This window comes from Ramlibacter sp. WS9 (genome assembly GCF_003797765.1).
In the GTDB taxonomy this organism is placed as follows: Bacteria; Pseudomonadota; Gammaproteobacteria; order Burkholderiales; family Burkholderiaceae_C; genus Ramlibacter.
In genome coordinates this window covers 166,157-183,441 of sequence record NZ_RKMB01000007.1, presented here as the reverse complement: position 1 = coordinate 183,441, position 17,285 = coordinate 166,157, and the positions used below count along the sequence as shown (strand labels likewise).

General features: G+C 66.6%; 14 protein-coding genes. 6 read left to right on the top strand and 8 right to left on the bottom strand.

The window, feature by feature from the left end; translation table 11 throughout:
• Window position 1 precedes the first annotated feature (1 nt).
• The gene (locus tag EEB15_RS13475; protein ID WP_141510376.1) at window positions 2–5,290 is read left to right on the top strand and encodes a KGGVGR-motif variant AAA ATPase; all 5,289 of its coding nucleotides are present in this window, start codon (window positions 2–4) and stop codon (window positions 5,288–5,290) included.
• A 30-nt stretch (window positions 5,291–5,320) separates the two neighbouring features.
• Here EEB15_RS13475 and EEB15_RS13470 read toward each other — a convergent pair whose 3' ends face one another.
• The 6 genes from EEB15_RS13470 to EEB15_RS13445 all read right to left on the bottom strand — a co-directional run bounded on the left by EEB15_RS13470 (window position 5,321) and on the right by EEB15_RS13445 (window position 8,587).
• The gene (locus tag EEB15_RS13470) at window positions 5,321–5,563 is read right to left on the bottom strand and encodes a hypothetical protein (protein WP_141510375.1); all 243 of its coding nucleotides are present in this window, start codon (window positions 5,561–5,563) and stop codon (window positions 5,321–5,323) included.
• A gap of 59 nt (window positions 5,564–5,622) precedes the next feature.
• Entirely contained in the window at window positions 5,623–6,603 is a 981-nt protein-coding gene (locus EEB15_RS13465; RefSeq protein WP_141510374.1) for an MBL fold metallo-hydrolase, read from the bottom strand.
• Window positions 6,600–7,172: a GNAT family N-acetyltransferase gene (locus EEB15_RS13460; protein WP_233259479.1), complete on the bottom strand. Its 573-nt coding sequence runs from the start codon at window positions 7,170–7,172 to the stop codon at window positions 6,600–6,602. Before EEB15_RS13460 ends, EEB15_RS13465 begins: the two co-directional genes overlap by 4 nt.
• Before the next feature lie 82 nt (window positions 7,173–7,254).
• The gene (gene pyrE / locus EEB15_RS13455) at window positions 7,255–7,782 is read right to left on the bottom strand and encodes an orotate phosphoribosyltransferase (protein ID WP_141510373.1); all 528 of its coding nucleotides are present in this window, start codon (window positions 7,780–7,782) and stop codon (window positions 7,255–7,257) included.
• A 10-nt stretch (window positions 7,783–7,792) separates the two neighbouring features.
• Window positions 7,793–8,161: a VOC family protein gene (locus EEB15_RS13450; protein ID WP_141510372.1), complete on the bottom strand. Its 369-nt coding sequence runs from the start codon at window positions 8,159–8,161 to the stop codon at window positions 7,793–7,795.
• A gap of 27 nt (window positions 8,162–8,188) precedes the next feature.
• Complete coding sequence (locus EEB15_RS13445; RefSeq protein ID WP_158290097.1) at window positions 8,189–8,587, bottom strand: nuclear transport factor 2 family protein; 399 nt, start codon at window positions 8,585–8,587, stop codon at window positions 8,189–8,191.
• A gap of 141 nt (window positions 8,588–8,728) precedes the next feature.
• Here EEB15_RS13445 and EEB15_RS13440 point away from each other — a divergent pair, with 141 nt between their 5' ends.
• Window positions 8,729–10,537 carry a DUF885 family protein gene (locus EEB15_RS13440; protein WP_141510370.1) on the top strand — a complete coding sequence of 603 codons (1,809 nt, stop codon included), beginning with the start codon at window positions 8,729–8,731 and terminating at the stop codon, window positions 10,535–10,537.
• Between the two features lie 6 nt (window positions 10,538–10,543).
• Here the strand turns inward: EEB15_RS13440 and EEB15_RS13435 are convergent, their stop codons facing one another.
• Together EEB15_RS13435 and EEB15_RS13430 are read right to left on the bottom strand one after the other, a co-directional pair.
• A complete protein-coding gene (locus tag EEB15_RS13435; RefSeq protein WP_233259478.1) occupies window positions 10,544–11,335 on the bottom strand; it encodes an alpha/beta hydrolase in 792 nt (263 codons plus the stop codon).
• A complete protein-coding gene (locus tag EEB15_RS13430; RefSeq protein ID WP_141510369.1) occupies window positions 11,332–12,264 on the bottom strand; it encodes a LysR family transcriptional regulator in 933 nt (310 codons plus the stop codon). The genes EEB15_RS13435 and EEB15_RS13430 overlap by 4 nt, the downstream gene beginning before the upstream one ends.
• A 75-nt stretch (window positions 12,265–12,339) precedes the next feature.
• Between EEB15_RS13430 and EEB15_RS33965 the strand changes: the two genes are divergently transcribed.
• The 4 genes from EEB15_RS33965 (at window position 12,340) to EEB15_RS13410 (ending at window position 17,153) form a co-directional block, all read left to right on the top strand.
• Entirely contained in the window at window positions 12,340–13,473 is a 1,134-nt protein-coding gene (locus EEB15_RS33965) for a hypothetical protein (protein WP_199236525.1), read from the top strand.
• A gap of 107 nt (window positions 13,474–13,580) precedes the next feature.
• Complete coding sequence (locus tag EEB15_RS13420) at window positions 13,581–14,654, top strand: tartrate dehydrogenase (protein WP_141510368.1); 1,074 nt, start codon at window positions 13,581–13,583, stop codon at window positions 14,652–14,654.
• Window positions 14,655–14,697: 43 nt separating this feature from the next.
• The gene (locus tag EEB15_RS13415) at window positions 14,698–16,164 is read left to right on the top strand and encodes an amidohydrolase family protein (protein WP_141510367.1); all 1,467 of its coding nucleotides are present in this window, start codon (window positions 14,698–14,700) and stop codon (window positions 16,162–16,164) included.
• Between the two features lie 23 nt (window positions 16,165–16,187).
• Window positions 16,188–17,153, top strand: coding sequence for a tripartite tricarboxylate transporter substrate binding protein (locus tag EEB15_RS13410; RefSeq protein ID WP_141510366.1), 966 nt, complete (start codon window positions 16,188–16,190; stop codon window positions 17,151–17,153).
• Window positions 17,154–17,285 lie beyond the last annotated feature (132 nt).

The following is a 17,285-nucleotide window of genomic DNA, read 5'->3' as shown; positions in this document are numbered from 1 at the left end:
CATGCGCCCGGCCGTCATCACTTTCTACAGCTACAAGGGCGGCGTTGGTCGCACCTTGCTGGCAGCCAACATGGCCGTCGCGCTGGCGCGCAAAGGCAAGACCCTTCTATGGGACCTCGACGTCGAAGCGCCCGGTCTGCATCGCATCAAGGCTTTGCGCGGCACAGGTACTTGCAAAGCTGGGTTCTTTGACTGGCTGATCGGATGGCAGAAAAACAAGCTGCGCCCACCGGGCAGCAGTGACCTCAAGCGGTTCGACGACCTGCTCTATGCCACCCCTCTGACCAATCTGTCCATCTTGCCTGCGCATGGCGACGACGCAGACGCGGCGGCGTTGTACTTCGCCATTCAATGGAACCACTTGCTGGCCGACGACCCCACGGTTGGCCGCGATTTGCTCAACGAACTCATCGAACATCTGGGTGAGCTGGGCTATCGCCATGTGCTGTTGGACTCGCGCACCGGCCTGACGGATCTGGGTGGGCTAATCGCCGGTGCCATTCCCGATGCCACCGTGCTGGTGGGCGGGTACGGTGAACAGAATCTGTACGGCTTGGGGCATGTTCGCCAGGCGCTGTTGCGTGACACAGAAGAGCAGCGCAGTCTGCGTGGCGACAAGGGTGCATTGCACCTGTTCCCCGTGGCCTCACCCATTCCGCAAGACAACGCCGGCCTCTTAGCGGCTGGCCGTGAATTGTGGGCAAAGGCGTTCAAGGTTGAATTGGCTGCACGTCACGAAATTCGCTTCGATCCTGAACTGCCGTTCTCGGAGGCCTTGTTCATCAACAACCCCGAGCGGGAGATCGCAAAAGACTACGAGAAACTCGCTACCGACCTTGGGGCCTTTGTTGAAACCCTGCTCATCGACGACACCGCCGACCAGCAGCAACGCGACGCACGCCCCGATATCTTCGAGCGCGAACCGCGAGACCCGCGCGGCTCGCGCTCAGCACAAGGCAAGCGCTTCGAGGAGCGCGTCGCCGATTTACTGCGCCTGTTGGGTTACGCGGTGGAGCCCGAACAATTGGTGGATAGCAACCGGGTGGACTTGATCGCCCGCATTGAGTCGGGCCTAGACACCGTCACCTACTTCGTCGAGTGCAAGGATCACAACGCCGCTAAGGGTGCGGACGTGGTCGATAAGCTCGGCGTCTGGCTCAGCAAGCCCGAAGCGCGGCGCCTCAATGCGCGGGGCATGGTGGTGGCCAATCGATTTTCGCCCGCAGCCCTGTCCAGCGCCAAAGACCTGCACATCAGCGCCGTCACTCCGCAAGATCTGGAACGGCGTCTGCTCGACTTCGATCGATATTTAGGTAGCTTGGTTGCCAACTTCGAGCAGTACCCCCTGGCCGCGGCCTACGTCACCCAGCGCAGCCAGCCCAACCAAGCCAACGCAAAGTCAGACAAGAAAGACCCCGGCATCCAGGATCTGGTTGCGCATGGCATCGATTGGGCCAAAGGCCGCGGCAGCCGGCTGTGGGTGCTGCTGGGCGACTACGGCACCGGCAAGACGGCATTCACCGAGAAACTGGCTTATGAGTTGGCCAAGCTTGCGCGCAGTGACAGTAATGCACCGGTTCCTCTGCGCATCAGCCTGCGTGAATTTCCCAACAAGGTGTCGCTGGAAGAATTGTTGGCCGAGCGCTGGCTGCAGGCCACCGGTCAGCGCAAAGACCCGCGCGTTTTGCTGCACCTGATCCAACGCGGCCGCATTGTGCTGCTGTTCGATGCGTTCGATGAAATGGGCATTGCCGCCGCCGGGCGCAGTGTCGTCGACCAGTTCCGCATGCTGGTGCGTATCACCGGCGGTGCCGGCGACACGGCCCAGGGCAACCGTGTGCTGGTAACTTGCCGCGAGCAGTTCTTCAAGGACCATGGTGACGCCATCAAGGCGGCGGCCGGCCAGGAAGACCGCATCGCTACCTCGCCGCTGCAAGACATCGCGCAGCGCTTCGATGGTGCGATTGACACTGTGGCCTCGTTCGACGCCAAGCAGATCGAGCAATTCCTGACGCGCCGTCTGGGCAACGCGCAGGGGCACGAGGCGCTGCAGTTCCTGAAGCAGCACAAGCTGCTGGAGTTGGGCGATCGGCCGCAGCTACTGGACATCATCATCGCCAGCTTGCCCGACCTCAAGCAGCGGCAGGCCAGCGGCAATGCCATCGTCAACGTCGGCGCGCTGTACCAGACGTACACGAACAAATGGTTGGACGACTTCAAGCCCACCGAGCGGCAAAGCAGCAGCGAAACGCTGCGCACTGTGCTGGAGGAGTTGGCTCGCGTGCTTTGGCAGCGTGTCGGCAACCGGCTGCACTACGGCGACCTGTTTGCCATGCTCAAGGATCGGTCCGACCTGCGCGGCAAGCTCGACCCGAACCAGCTTGATGTGGAGTTGCGGACGGCGGCTTTCCTCTCGCGCACGCCGGATGGGTTGTACGGTTTCTCGCATCGCAGCTTTCTCGAATATTTTCTGGCGCGGCGTATCGAACGCGCTACCGCCGATGCAGGCCATGCCGATGCGGCTCGGTTGACGCAGGTGCTGGACCTTCCGCGCCTGTCGCGCGAGGTTTGCGGTTTTGTGCATGACCTGGTGCCAGTGCAAGATGAGGCACGGCGGGCCGCGCTGCGTGCCTCGCTGCGAGGCGTGTTGGCAACCGAGGCCGGAACACCCGAAGCGCCGTCTCCGATGGACGCGCGAGTCAATGCCCTGATTCTCGGCCACCGGTTGGCATGGCTGGAGCACGCCTCCAATGAGCGCGGTCAGGATTGGATGGGGCCGACGGAAGGCTTAAAGCTGGCCATGGCGACCTACGTCCCCGCGAATGCTGCGCTTGCTGGGGCAGACTTGCGCGAATTGAATCTGCGTGGCGTTTGCGCGCCCGACGCTGATCTGCGGGGTGCTCAGCTCGACGGAGCCGATTTGTCTGATGCGTTTGCACCGCGCGCTGATTTGCGAAAAGCCTCGCTTGTGGGCACTCAACTGCCCGGTGCCGACCTGTCGGGGGGGCAACTGCAGGAGGCGGACTTCAGCAATTGCTTGGCGGATGGTATTGGGCTTACTCAGGCGCAAGCCCAGCAATCGGTTTGGCTCAACGCGCGCTTGCAGCGCAGCCAGATCGACGGCGCGCAATTTTCCAGAGCCGATCTGCGGTGTGCGGATCTCACGGAAGCGGTGGGTCGCCCCGACTTCTCCGATGCGCTGATATTCGCTGCCACTGCCTTTCGCGCGACAGGTCTGCGACAGCACTTTCCCGCTCTGGTTGAGCCGGCAGTGCAGCGCTTGGCACTGGCGCCTCCCGCAAAGCATTTTGGCGCCGCCATGGCCGTGGCCTGGAGCCCGGACGGCAAGAGCCTGGCCAGCGCCGGCGATGACAGCACGGTGCGGCTGTGGGATGCGGCCAGCGGCAAGCTGCTGCGCGCGCTCGAAGGGCATCAAGGCGGGGTCGGGAGCGTGGCCTGGAGCCCGGACGGCAAGAGCCTGGCCAGCACCGGCGGTGACAGCACGGTGCGGCTGTGGGATGCGGCCAGCGGCAAGCTGCTGCGCGCGCTCGAAGGGCATCAAGGCGGGGTCGGGAGCGTAGCCTGGAGCCCGGACGGCAAGAGCCTGGCCAGCGCCGGCGGTGACAGCACGGTGCGGCTGTGGGATGCGGCCAGCGGCAAACTACTGCGCGCGATCGAAGGGCATCGAGGCAGGGTCCGCAGCGTGGCTTGGAGCCCGGACGGCAAGAGCCTGGCCAGCGGCGGCGTTGACAGCACGGTGCGGCTGTGGAATGCGGCCAGCGGCAAACTACTGCGCGCGCTCGAAGGGCATCAAGACTGGGTCCGCAGCGTGGCGTGGAGCCCGGACGGCAAGAGCCTGGCCAGCACCGGCGATGACAGCACGGTGCGGCTGTGGGATGCGGCCAGCGGCAAGCTGCTGCGCGCGCTCGAAGGGCATCAAGGCGGGGTCTGGAGTGTGGCGTGGAGCCCGGACGGCAAGAGCCTGGCCAGTGCTGGCGATGACAGCACGGTGCGGCTGTGGGATGCGGCCAGCGGCAAGCTGCTGCGCGCGCTCGAAGGGCATCAAGGCGGGGTCTGGAGTGTGGCGTGGAGCCCGGACGGCAAGAGCCTGGCCAGCGCCGGCGGTGACAGCACGGTGCGGCTGTGGGATGCGGCCAGCGGCAAGCTGCTGCGCGCGCTCGAAGGGCATCAAGACTGGGTCCGCAGCGTGGCGTGGAGCCCGGACGGCAAGAGCCTGGCCAGCGCCGGCGATGACAGCACGGTGCGGCTGTGGGATGCGGCCAGCGGCAAGCTGCTGCGCGCGCTCGAAGGGCATCAAGACTGGGTCGGGAGCGTAGCCTGGAGCCCGGACGGCAAGAGCCTGGCCAGCACCGGCGGTGACAGCACGGTGCGGCTGTGGGATGCGGCCAGCGGCAAGCTGCTGCGCGCGCTCGAATGGCATCGAGGCAGGGTCCGCAGCGTGGCTTGGAGCCCGGACGGCAAGAGCCTGGCCAGCGCCGGCGATGACAGCACGGTGCGGCTGTGGGATGCGGCCAGCGGCAAGCTGCCGCGCGCGCTCGAAGGGCATCAAGGCGGGGTCCGCAGCGTGGCGTGGAGCCCGGACGGCAAGAGCCTGGCCAGCGCCGGCGATGACAGCACGGTGCGGCTGTGGGATGCGGCCAGCGGCAAGCTGCTGCGCGCGCTCGAAGGGCATCAAGGCGGGGTCTGGAGCGCCGCCTGGAGCCCGGACGGCAAGAGCCTGGCCAGCGCCGGCGGTGACAGCACGGTGCGGCTGTGGGATGCGGCCAGCGGCAAGCTGCTGCGCGTGCTCGAAGGGCATCAAGACTGGGTCCGCAGCGTGGCGTGGAGCCCGGACGGCAAGAGCCTGGCCAGCGCCGGCGATGACAGCGCGGTGCGGCTGTGGGGTCCGGCCAGCGGCAGGCTCCTGCGTGCGCTCGAAGGGCATCAAGACTGGGTCCGCAGCGTGGCCTGGAGTCCGGACGGCAAGACATTGGCCAGCGCCAGCGATGACAACACAGTGCGGCTATGGTCGGGCTGCAAAGAGCAGTTGCGCATGGAGGCCGGCGAAGTGCTCCGTGCCCTCATTGGTACGGCAGAAACCGATCTGGTCCCGAACTGGTACTCACTCGACTTTCGGCAAGACCCACGCGGCCTGTGGCGAGGCCAGGGGCCAGTGCTCGAAACACTGCTATACCGCGACATGGGAGAACCACCACAGCCCTGGCCCTGGCTACCACGCGACTGGCGAGCCGTGGACGTGCCCGAGTTGAAAGCTCCCGAAGCGGAATGACGGAATCGGGCGCACCGGCGCCCTGACGCGCTATCGCAGGACGGACGGGGTCGTCAGCTGCTGCATTTCCTGCAGCTGCCTGGCGTCACCTTGCGCCCGCTGGCGCTCGAATTCCTGCGCTTCGGCGCAATCGATCTTGCGCACCAGGCGGCTGCCTGTCGGCGGATCCACGTTGCGGCAATTGGGCCGGGCGGCAGCCTCGGTGGTTTGCGGTTCGGACGCGCACGCGCCCACAAGCAAGAGAGCCGCAAGCGCGGGCAGGACCAGTTTCATGGAAAATATTCTAGCCTCGCCCTTCGTTGGCATGCTTCCGCGAAAACCCGCGCGCGCCGTTAGTCCTTTAGCGTCGAATAGTTCAACGGCACCCAGGTGTAGCCCTTGCCGCCGGGTTGCGCCCGCAGGTGGCCAAGGCCCGGGAACGAGACGTGTGCCACGCCCACCAGCCAGCCCTTCTTGGCCGCCTCGGCAAACGCCTTGCGCCGCTGCTCGGCGGCCTTCTTGCTGTCGATGTCGAAGGTGATGGTGACGTTGGGGTTGTCGAACTGCACCGCGGCCACGTGCATCAGATCGCCCCATAGTACGAGCGTCTGGCCCTTGCTCTCGACGCGATAAATCGTGTGGCCCGGCGTGTGCCCATAGGTCGGCATGGCGTGCACGCCCGGCACGAGTTCGGTCGCGCCTTCGAAGGTCTTGAGCTTGCCGGCCGCCACATACGGATTGACCGAAGCCATCGCGCCCTTGAAGAAATCGCGCACGCTTTCAGGCGCGCGATTCATCACGGCTTCGCTCAGCCAGAAATCGGTGTCGGCCTTGTCGATGCGCAGCGTTGCGTTCGGGAAAGCGCGGCTGGCCCCCGCCATCAACCCGCCGACGTGGTCGCCGTGCATGTGTGTGATGTAGATCTCGTCGACCTGCTCGGGCGTGTACCCCGCCGCGCGCAGGTTGTTCAACAACTGCGCGCCGGGGCCGAACAGTGCGCCGGTACCGGTGTCGATCAACACCAGCTTCGCTCCGGTGTTGACCAGGTAGGCGTTGACGGACGTTTCCACCTGCTCGCGCAGGAAGCCGCGCTGGAGGGCGGCCTTCAGCTGCTCGGGCTTGGCGTTCGTCAGCAACTTCAGTATCGGGAGTTTTATGGTGCCGTCCAGCAGCACCGTCACCTCGAAGTCGCCGAGCATGTGGCGGTAGTAGCCCGGTGCCTGGGTCTTGACCATCGGCGCTTCGGCCCATGCGGGCGCGGTTGCGAACGGCAGGGCGAGCAGCGTTGCTGCGGCGGCGTGGCGGAGAAAGCGGATCACGGGATTTCCTCTCATGGTTGGGGTTGGGTTCGTCGGTTCCAGTCCGCGCGCAGCAAGCCGTAGAGCCCCGAATCGGAGACCTCGCCCTTCAGGTCCCAGCGCTGGCGCAACAGGCCTTCCTGCACGAACCCGAGCCGCTCGAGCAGCTCGGCCGATGAAGTATTGCGCGGGTCGATCTCGGCTTCGAGGCGGCGCAGGTTCATTTGCGCGAAGGCAAAGTCGACCAGCGCCTTCATCGCCTCGAACATGTAGCCGGCGCCCCAGTGCTTGCGGCCCAGCAGGTAACCGACTTCCGCCCGGCGGCTCGACTCATCGAAGTGGAACAGCAGGCAGCTGCCGACGACGTGGCCGGTTTCGCGCAGCACGGCCACGAATTGGAGTGCCTCGCCGGCCGCCAGCCGTGTCGTCGCACGGCCGAGCCATTCCTGCGCGTCGTCAATGCCGTTCCAGTTGCCGTACGGCAGGTACCGGGTGACGGCTTCGTCCGAGTTGTATTCCAGCAGTGCGGGCAAGTCAGCCTGCGTCACGAGGCGGATCGTGAGGCGCGAGGTTTCTATTGTGGGTTCGGCGGGGAACTCGATCACGGTTCGCCCTCCCAGTAGTCCAGCGTGCTTTCCGGCATCGCGGCATTGTGCCTTCGCCGCGGAAAAAATGTGTCAGCGGCGTTCAGGCACGCTCGATGTCATCGAAGGTGTACAGCGCATTGAGGGACAGCCCGTGCGTGGCCAGAGCTTCGCGCCCCCCGGTCTGTCGGTCGATCACGCAGATCGCGCCCGCAGGCTCCAGGCCGTCGGCCCTCAGCTTGGCCAACGAGTCGCTGAGGGCGCCGCCACTCGACACCACGTCCTCGATCAGCACGAAGCGCTTGCCGGCCAACGACGCACCTTCGGCATAGCGGCAAGTTCCGTATTCCTTGGGTTCCTTGCGGATGAAGGCGGCGGGCAGGCCCGTGACCTGGCTGAGCATGGTGGCGATGGGGATGCCGCCCATCTCGAGGCCGGCCAGCACTTCGGTGCCGGCGGGGATCAGCCGCGCCATTTCGGTGGCGATGGCGAGCAGCAGCAGCGGGTCCGACTCGAACTGGTACTTGTCGAAATACGTGTCGCTGACCATGCCCGAGCGCAGGACGAAGCGGCCGGAGATGCGGGCGCTGCGGCGGATCCGGGCGGGCAGGGAGTTGATGGTGGCTGTCATTTCGTTGCGCTCAATTGATCACTGCCTCGATGTGATGCCCATCCGGGTCGATCACGAACGCGGCATAGTAATCGGGCCCGTAGTGCGGGCGCAGGCCGGGGGCGCCGTTGTCGTGGCCGCCATGGCGCAGCGCGGCCTCGTGGAAGCGGTCGACGGCAGCGCGATCCGGCGCGGCCAACGCCAGGTGGAAGCCCGGCCCGGGCGCCGCGGCACCCTCACGCAGCTTGATCGCCAGTTTGTCGCCCCCGCCGGGAGGGCCGTAGCCGATGGCGGTGTCGTCCGACCACACGCGCACGTAGCCCAGCGCCGCAAGGGCGGCGTCGTAGAACGCCGCCGAGCGATTCAGGTCGGTGACGCCGAGGGAGATGTGGTGGAGCATGGACGGAGAGGAGAAGCCGTGGAGGGGTCATGAAGCGTCGGTGGGCAAGGGCGCGTAGCGCTCAATGTATTTCGAAAACCGGGCAGGCGGCTCGTAGGGCTCGGGCCAGAAGTCCGTGACGCGGGCTATTTTGCCTGCTTCAATTTCGAAGAACGTGATGCCCGTCATCCGCTCGGTGGCGGTGACGAAGTCGATGACCGTCACCGCCTTGCCCGCCTGCGCGATGACGTTGACCACCTCGGCCCGCCAGGGGCCGGGCCAGGTGCGGAACAGGTCCACGTAGCCCGCGCTGCCGCGGATGCGTTCGCGCGTCTGCGGTACTTCGTAGACCAGGCCGGGCGACAGCAGGGCGGCAAAGCTGTCCCACGCGGACCGGTTGGCTTCGTGCCAGTGGCGCCGCACCAGCGCTTCACATGTGTCGGACATGGCTACTCCTCGTGTGGATGCGGATGGTGGCACGCGCCGCGCGTTCCGCTCCACGATTCTGTCAGGAGGCATCGCCGGCCCCTACGGAACTTTCAACCCTGTGACAACGCCAGGTGCCGGATTTCGGTAGCATCGCCCGCCATGAATACCCTTCACCTCACGCGCCGCCGCCTCGGTGCCAGCCTGGCCACAAGCCTGCTGCTGGGTTCCGCGGCCTGGCGCAACGCGTCGGCCGCGCCCGCGGCCAGTCCGGCCATTGCCCGCCTCAACCGCATCGCGGACGACTACTACAACGCCTCGCTGGCGCTGTTCCCGATCGAGGCGACCGAGAACCTCGGCGACCCGAAGTACGAAGCCGCCTTCGAGATCGACATCGCACCCGAGCACCTGTTGCGCCAGCGCCGCCTGTACGAACGCACGCAGGCCGCGTTGAAGACGGTCGACGCCGCGCAGTTGCCGGCGGATGCACGCATGACGCACGAGTTGCTCGCGTACGACGCGCAGGACAGGCTCGACCGGCTGGCGTATCCCTGGTACCTCACGCCCGTTGGCCATATGGACTGCATGCCGGTGCGCCTCGCGCAGTGGGCCGGCGGCACCGGCGCGCAGCCGATGAAAACAGCGGCCAATTTCGACCATTTCCTCGCGCGCCTGAAGAAGTTGCCGGCTTGGATCGCGCAGGCCATCGCCAACATGGAGCAAGGCATCGCGCGCGGCATCGTGCTGCCGCGGCCGCTGGTCGAGCGGACGATGCCGCAGCTCGACGCGCTGCTCACGGCCGATCCGCTGGCCAGCCCCTATCTGGCGGCGACGCGCGAGTTCCCCGCGCAGGTTCGCGCGGACGACCGCAAACGGATCACCGCCGCCTACCGCGCCGCCGTGGTGCAGTCGGTGATCCCTGCCGTGCAGCGCCTGCGCACGTTCATGGCCGAGCGCTACCTGCCGCAGGCGCGCACCACGGCTGGCATCGGCGCGCTGCGCGGCGGCGCCGACTGGTACCGCATGCTGGCGCGTTCCAGCACCACCACTTCGTTCACGCCGCAGGAAATCCATGAGCTCGGCCTGAAGGAAGTCGCGCGCATCCGCGGCGAGATGGAGCAGGTCAAGGCGAAGTTCGGCTTCGACGGCGACCTGGACTCGTTCTTCAAGTCGCTGGACCAGCGGCCCGAGCTCACGCCGTTTCGCACCGAGGCAGAAGTGCTGGCGGCGTTCCGCGCGCTCAACGAGAAGGTCAAGGTGGGCCTGCCGCGCCTGTTCGAGCGGGCGCCCAAGGCGGCGCTGGACGTGCGCGTGGTGGAGCCGATCCGCCGCGCGACGGCGTCCGACCACTACGTGCCGCCGGCCACCGACGGTTCGCGGCCGGGTGCGTTCTACACCGTGGTGATGGACCCGGCCAAGTACCGCACCGTCAAGATGACGGCGCTGTTCCTGCACGAGGGCCAGCCGGGTCACCACTACCACATGGCTTCGCAGCAGGAACTGGACGTGCCCAAGTTCCGCAAGAGCGCCTGGTACGACGCGTATGGCGAAGGCTGGGCGCTGTACGCCGAGAGCCTGGGCCGGGAGCTGGGCCTGTACGAGAACGATCCGACGGCCTACCTCGGCCGCCTGTTGATGGAGCTGCATCGCGCGCTGCGCCTCGTGGTGGACACCGGTCTGCACGACAAGGGCTGGTCGCGCGAGCAGGCCATCGCGTACCTGCGCGAGAAGGAAGGCTCCACCGAAGACGATGCGCGCCGCGCGATCGAGCGTTACATGGCCTGGCCCGGGCAGGCTCTGGCCTACAAGGTGGGCGAGCTGAAGATCCTGCAGCTGCGCGAACGTTCACGCCAGCGCCTCGGCGCGCGTTTCGACATCCGCGCCTTCCACACCCAGGTGCTGGGCGAGGGCTCGATGCCGCTGCGCATGCTCGAGGCGAAGATCGACGGCTGGCTGGCGGTACAGCGCTAGGGCGGGTTACCAGCCGGCTTCGACGCGCCGCAGTGCGTCGAAGTAAACCGGGCTTTCGGAAATCGTGTTGTGCCCGGTGCCGGGAACGACTTTCAGCCGCGCCGCCCCTTTCGCGAAACGGCCGTGCAGCAGCTCGGAGCTGGCGCGCGGAATGACCTCGTCGTGTTCGGCCAGCAGGATGAAGGTGGGCACGGCCAGGCGCGGCGCGTGCTGCCCGGAGTCGAACTTGTCGCGCAGCAGCCAGCGCACCGGGAACAGCGGGAACTGGCCCGCCGCGACTCCTTCGATGCTGTCGTAGGGCGTCACCAGCACCAGCCGGCTTGCGGGCCGCTGGCTTGCCAGGCGAACGGCCACGCCGCTTCCCAGGCTGCGCCCCATCACGACGACGTCCGCATGTGCGGCATGAACCTTGTCGAACAGTGCCAGCGCGTCATGGTGCAGCGCCGCCTCGGCTGGTGTGCCGGTGCTGCCGCCGTAGCCGCGGTAGTGCATCAGGTAGATCGCGCGATCGGGAAAGGCCTGTGCCAGTTGCGGCAGGCTGCCCGAAACGTCCTCGGCGTTGCCACCGAAGTAGACCAGGGCTTTAGTGCCCTCATGCGGGCGAACGGTGATCGCGAGGTCCGCGCCGCCTGCTTGCAGCCGCATCAGGCTCGCCGGCGGGCCCTGGCGGCCGGGTTGCGGGTAGTAGATCATCGAGCGCTGGAACCAATACAACGCGGCGCATGCGGCGATATAGCCGATGACCAGGACGGAGAGGGCGATGACGAGCACGCGCAAAGTGACGCTTTCCGTGTTCACCAGCCGACCAGTCCGGCCGCCCGCGTGGCCGGCTTGCCGAAGTGCTCGGCAGCGAAATCCACGAACGCCCGCACGCGCGCCGAAACCTGGTGGCGCTGCGGATAGACGGCATAGATGTCGGCAGGCGGCGTCTGCCAGTTCTCCAGCACCTGTTTCAACCGGCCGCTGCGCAGGTAACGGGCGATGTCCCATTCCGCGCGCATCACGATGCCGTGCCCCGCGAGCGCCCAGTTCACCGCGATCTCGCCGTCGTTGGTGCTGAGCGGCCCGCGCACCTTCACGGTCTCGCTGCGCCGGCCGGTGGCCAGGCGCCAGGTGCCGTAAGCCTGGTCGCCCTGGCGGATGCCGATGCAGCTGTGCTGCGCCAGTTCGGCGGGCGACTTGGGTGCCCCGTGGCGCGCCAGGTACGCGGGAGACGCACAGAGCAGACGCCGGTTCGGCGCGAGGAGCCGCGCCATGACGCGCGCATCGGGCGCTTCGCCGAACCGGATGCACACGTCGAACGCATCGTCGCTGAGGGGCGGCGGATCGACGGTGAGCTGCAGCTGCACCTGGATCTCCGGATGCGCCTTGGCGAACTGCGAGATCAGCGGCGCGATGTGGCTGCGGCCGAACCCGAGGGTGGTGTTGACGCGCAGCAGGCCCTTGGGCGCGGAAAGCGCACGGGCGACCGCGCTTTCCATGTCGTCGATGTCGGCCAGGATGCGCCGGGCGTTTTCCAGATAGACCTCGCCCTCGGCGGTGAGGCTGATACGGCGTGTGGTGCGCGCCAGCAGCCGCACGCCCAGGCGCGCTTCCAGCTGGGCCAGTCGTTTGCTCACCGCGGGGGTGGTCACCTCCAGTTCCCGGGCGGCCGCCGACAGGCTGCCGCAACGCACCAAAGCGCTGAAGAACTGCATCTCGGACGAGGCGGCGGGAACGGCAGCCATGGGGGCTCCTGGGGGCTATGGGTGGATTCTGGCGGAAGAGTTAAAGTCGAGGCCCGTCCACGTCCAGGAATGTGAATGTCCACTGGGAAATCCGCGTCGAAACCCAGCGCCCAAGAAAAGGCCGCGCTCGAGGCCGCCATCGACAAGATCGGCCGGCGGATCAAGGAGCTGAAGAACTTCGACGTTTCGGGCATCCAGGAACGCTGGGACCCGCGCGTCGAGGCCCTGCAAAAGCATGTCAACAACACCCTGGCCGACATTTTCGGCGGTACCCGCTCGGCGGAGTACAAGTTGTACGCGATGGGTGCGCTGGACGAGGAGATGGAGTCGGTCTTCGGCGACCGTTATTCGTCGAACGAGCTGCGCCAGACGATCAGGCAAAACCTCGAGCAGCAGATCGGCAACCTGAACGGCGCGAAGAGGTTGCTGGCGGACCGGCTGGAAGGCAGGGCGTCGGCGACACCCGCTCCCACCGCGGCGCCGACGCCTGCTCCGACGCCGGCGCCTACCATTGCGCCTACCCCGGTACCGACGCCGGCACCTACACCCGCGCCGACCGAAGCGCCGACGCCCGCCCCGACAGCGGCACCCACCGCCGCGCCGACCCCGGCGCCAACGCCTGCACCGACTCCGGCACCTACCGCGGCGCCTACTGTGGCACCGACGCCCAAGCCAACGCCTTCGCCCACGCCGGCCCCGACCCGTGCGCCAACGCCGGCACCTACAGCCGCCCCCACACCCGCTCCCACATCTACACCCTTCGCGAAAACACAAACCATGTCCACAACCAAACCCGCATCGGCCGGAATTTCCTGTGTCGCCATCGTCGCGCGAGATGACCAGTCCGGCGACGCCGCCCGCGCCTTCGTCGAGCAGCTCGGCCTGCAGGCCGTGCCCGTCGAGACGTCCGGCTCGGGCTCGGTCGTCTCGCAGCTCGACGGGCTGCGCGAGCTCGATTTCGCCATCGTGGCGCTCTCGGCCGACGACTTGGGTGAAGGGAGCCGTTCGGCCTTCCTGTCCATCGGTTTCCTGCTCGGCGTGTTGCCGCAGGGCCGCCTGTGCTGCCTGCTGGCCGACCAGTCCGCGCCGGTCCCTGAACTGGAAGGCATGCCCCGGCACACGATGGATGCGGGCGGCCTGTGGCGGTTGCTGCTGGCTCGCGAGATGCGCCAGGCCGGGCTCAACGTCGACATGAACAAGGCGCTTTGATGCGCCGGGCATTGTTCACCTCCAGGTGAACAATGCCTTGAATCCAGCGCGCTCCTTTCCGCGCCACAAGCCGTAGATTCGCTCCTGTACCCACACAGGACGAATCGATGAAGACTTACAAGATCGCTTGCATTCCCGGCGACGGCATCGGCAAGGAAGTGGTTCCGGCCGGGCGGACCGTGCTGGAAGCCCTGGCCCGCTCGCGCGGGGATTTCGCTTTCGAATTCACCAGCTTCGGCTGGGGCGGCGACTGGTATCGCGCGCAAGGCGAGATGATGCCCGCCGATGGCCTCGACGCGCTGCGCGGCATGGACGCCATCCTGTTCGGTTCCGCCGGCGATCCGCACATCCCCGATCACATCACGCTGTGGGGCCTGCGCCTCAAGATCTGCCAGGGGTTCGACCAGTACGCCAACGTGCGGCCGACGCGCATCCTGCCCGGCATCGACGGGCCGCTCAAACGCTGCGCGCCGAAGGATCTTGACTGGGTGATCGTGCGCGAGAACTCCGAGGGCGAATACGCGGGCGTGGGCGGCCGGGCGCATCAGGGACATCCGATCGAAGTGGCCACGGACGTGAGCATGATGACGCGCGCGGGCGTGGAACGCATCATGCGGTTTGCATTCAGGCTGGCAGAGGCCCGGCCGCGCAAGCTGCTCACCGTCGTCACCAAGTCCAACGCCCAGCGCCACGCCATGGTGATGTGGGACGAGATCGCGCTGCAGATCAGCCGGGAGTTCCCCCATGTCAAGTGGGACAAGGAGTTGGTCGATGCTTGCACTGCGCGCATGGTCAACCGGCCCGCTTCGCTGGACACGCTGGTCGCGACCAACCTGCACGCCGACATCCTTTCCGATCTCGCCGCCGCGTTGGCCGGCAGCCTGGGCATCGCGCCCACCGGCAACATCGATCCGGAGCGACGCTACCCGTCCATGTTCGAGCCCATCCACGGCTCCGCGTTCGACATCATGGGCAAAGGGCTGGCAAACCCCGTGGGCACGTTCTGGAGCTGCGTGATGTTGCTCGAACATCTCGGAGAGGTCGCGGCGGCGCAGCGGCTGATGAAGGCCATCGAGGCGATCACGGCCGACACGCGACTGCACACCGGCGACCTTGGCGGCACCGCCACCACCGCCCAGGTAACCGCGGCCGTCTGCGAATACCTCGTTCGCCCGCATTGAGAACGCGCGGAGCCGGTGCTAAGGTCCGTGCAGGAGGCTCTCCATGAACCGAAGCGACGACCTGCGCCTGCCCATCAAGCTGGACAGCACCAGCAACGGCGAGTACGCACCCATTGCCCTCACACCGCTGGAGCGGCAGGCCAACGCAGGCGCGTGGTCGGCCACGCAGACCGCGGCGCAGCGCACCGGCATGCCGAGGCGCAAGTATTTGGCGTCGGTGTGCGGTGCGGCCGCCACGCTGTTTGCCTTCGACAGCGTCTTCGCGGCGAACGGGCGTTCAGGCGGCCGCTTCGTGATCGACCCCGAAGCGCAATTCGACCCGCAGGTGGCGCAGGCTGCGATCGGCGGCGATGAATTCATCTTCGACGTGCAGCTGCATCACGTGAATCCAGCAGGCGCCTGGCGGCGGCCCGGCAACGCATGGGAGACGGCGCTGCGCGCTTTCCAGGCGGCCAACAGCTGTAAGGAGACCGATCCGCTCACTTGCCTCTCGCGCGAAGCGCTCGTGAAGGACGTGTTCTTCGACAGCGACACCAGCATGGCGGTGTTGTCGCATGTGCCGTCGACGATGGCCAACGCACCGCTCACGCACGAGGAGGCGCTGGCGTCGAAGCGGGTGCTCGACGCGCTCGACGGTACCGAGCGGCTGCTGGTGCACGCGCCGGTCAACCCGGCGGAGCCCGGCGCGCTCGACCGCATGCAGGCGCACGCGGCGTCGGTCAAGGTGGCCGGTTTCAAGACCTATACGCAGTTCGATCCCGATCCCCAAGGCCCCGGCGGCTTCTGGCTCGATGACGAAAAGCTGGGCCTGCCGCTCATCGAGCAGGCGCGCAAGCTGGGTGTGCGCAACATCTGCGTGCACAAGGGCATTCCGCTTTCGCCCCGCGGCGTGCAGTTCGCCGGGTGCCGCGACATCGGCGTGGTGGCCAAGCGGTATCCCGACATGAACTTCATCGTCTACCACGCGGGCTTCAATCCTTACCGCGGAGAAGGCGCCTACCAGGAGCACAACGGCTCGGGCGTCGACGACCTGGTGAATTCGCTGCGCGCCAACGGCATCGCACCGAACGCCAACGTGTACGCCGAACTCGGCACCACCTGGCGCATCGTGATGCGCAACACCGACTGGGCCGCGCACCTGATGGGCAAGCTGCTCAAGCATGTCGGCGCCAACAACGTGCTTTGGGGCACCGATTCCATCTGGTACGGGAGCCCGCAGGACCAGATCCAGGCCTTCCGTGCTTTCCAGATCTCCGAAAGCTTCCAGCAGCGGCACGGGTATCCGGCGCTCACGCCCGCACTGAAGCGCCAGGTATTCGGCCTGAACGGCGCGCGCGTGTACGGCGTCGATGCCCCCGCGATGCGCCCGAAGCTTCGGAAGGACCCGGTGGGCAAGGCGAAGGCGGAATACCTGCCGCAAGCCGACCCGACGTTCGATACATACGGCCCGCGCAACCGGCGAGAGTTCTTCGCGCTCAAGCGTGCCGAGCAATTCGCAGTGCAAGCTTGAAATAACCCAAGGAGACGCAGTACATGAACTTCCGTATCGCAACCTATGCCGCAGCATCTTTTGTAGCGCTGGCGCTGTCGGCCACTTCGGCAATGGCCCAAGGCTGTCCCGACAAGAACGTCAACTACTGGCAAGCCTTCCCGCCGGGCGGCGAGTCGGACCTGTCGGCGCGCCACCAGCAAGTCGTGCTCAAGAAGAAATGCCCTGCGGTCGACACCATCATCCAGTACAGGGCCGGCGCCGGCGGCGGCCTGATGTGGTCGCAGATGAACCAGCTTCCGGGCGACGGACTGAACATCGTGGGCGTCAACCTGCCGCACATCGTGTTCCAGCCGATCGAAGGCCAGGTGCAGTACAAGACCGCCGATGTGACGCCGGTGTTCTGGTTCCACTTCACGCCCGATGCACTGGTGGTGCCCGACGCGAGCCCGCACAAGACTTTCCAGGACTTCATCGCGGCCGCGAAGAAGGATCCGGGCAAGATGAGCCTGGGCGGCTCGGGCCTCAACTCGGCGAACCATGCGTCACATGAGCGCCTGAACGCGGCATTCAACATCAAGAGCACCTACGTTCCCTACAAGGGCACGGGCGACATGTCGTTGGCCGTGGTGGGCAACCAGATCGACGGCGCCGTGACGTACACGGCGTTCGCTATCAACAACAAGGGCAAGGTGCGCGCGCTCGCCGTCGCGATGGAAAAGCGGCATCCCCTGCTGCCGGACGTGCCGACCTTCCGTGAGCTGGGCGTGGACTGGGTCGACGGCGCCTACCGCGGCATCGGCGTGCCCAAGTCGACACCGTCGGCCGAGCGCAAGCGCCTGTCGGACCTGTGGGCCGCGTTGAACAACGAGCCTGAGATGAAGGAGCTGGCGGCCAAGAGCGGCTTCGAGCTGGTCAACGTGGGCGTGGACCAGATGGACGCGTTCATGAAGGACAAGACCAAGCTGTACACCGAAGGTGCCCAGCGGCTCGGCCTCGGCAAAAAGTAGCTAAGGGCTGTCATTGCGGGCTCCGACCCGCAATCCATGTCTCCAAATCAAGCCCGGCCCGAATATCGCCGGGCTTTTGTCATTTCGAGTGGCCCGGTAGCTCGTCTGTCTCTAGAATCCTCCGAGAGGACG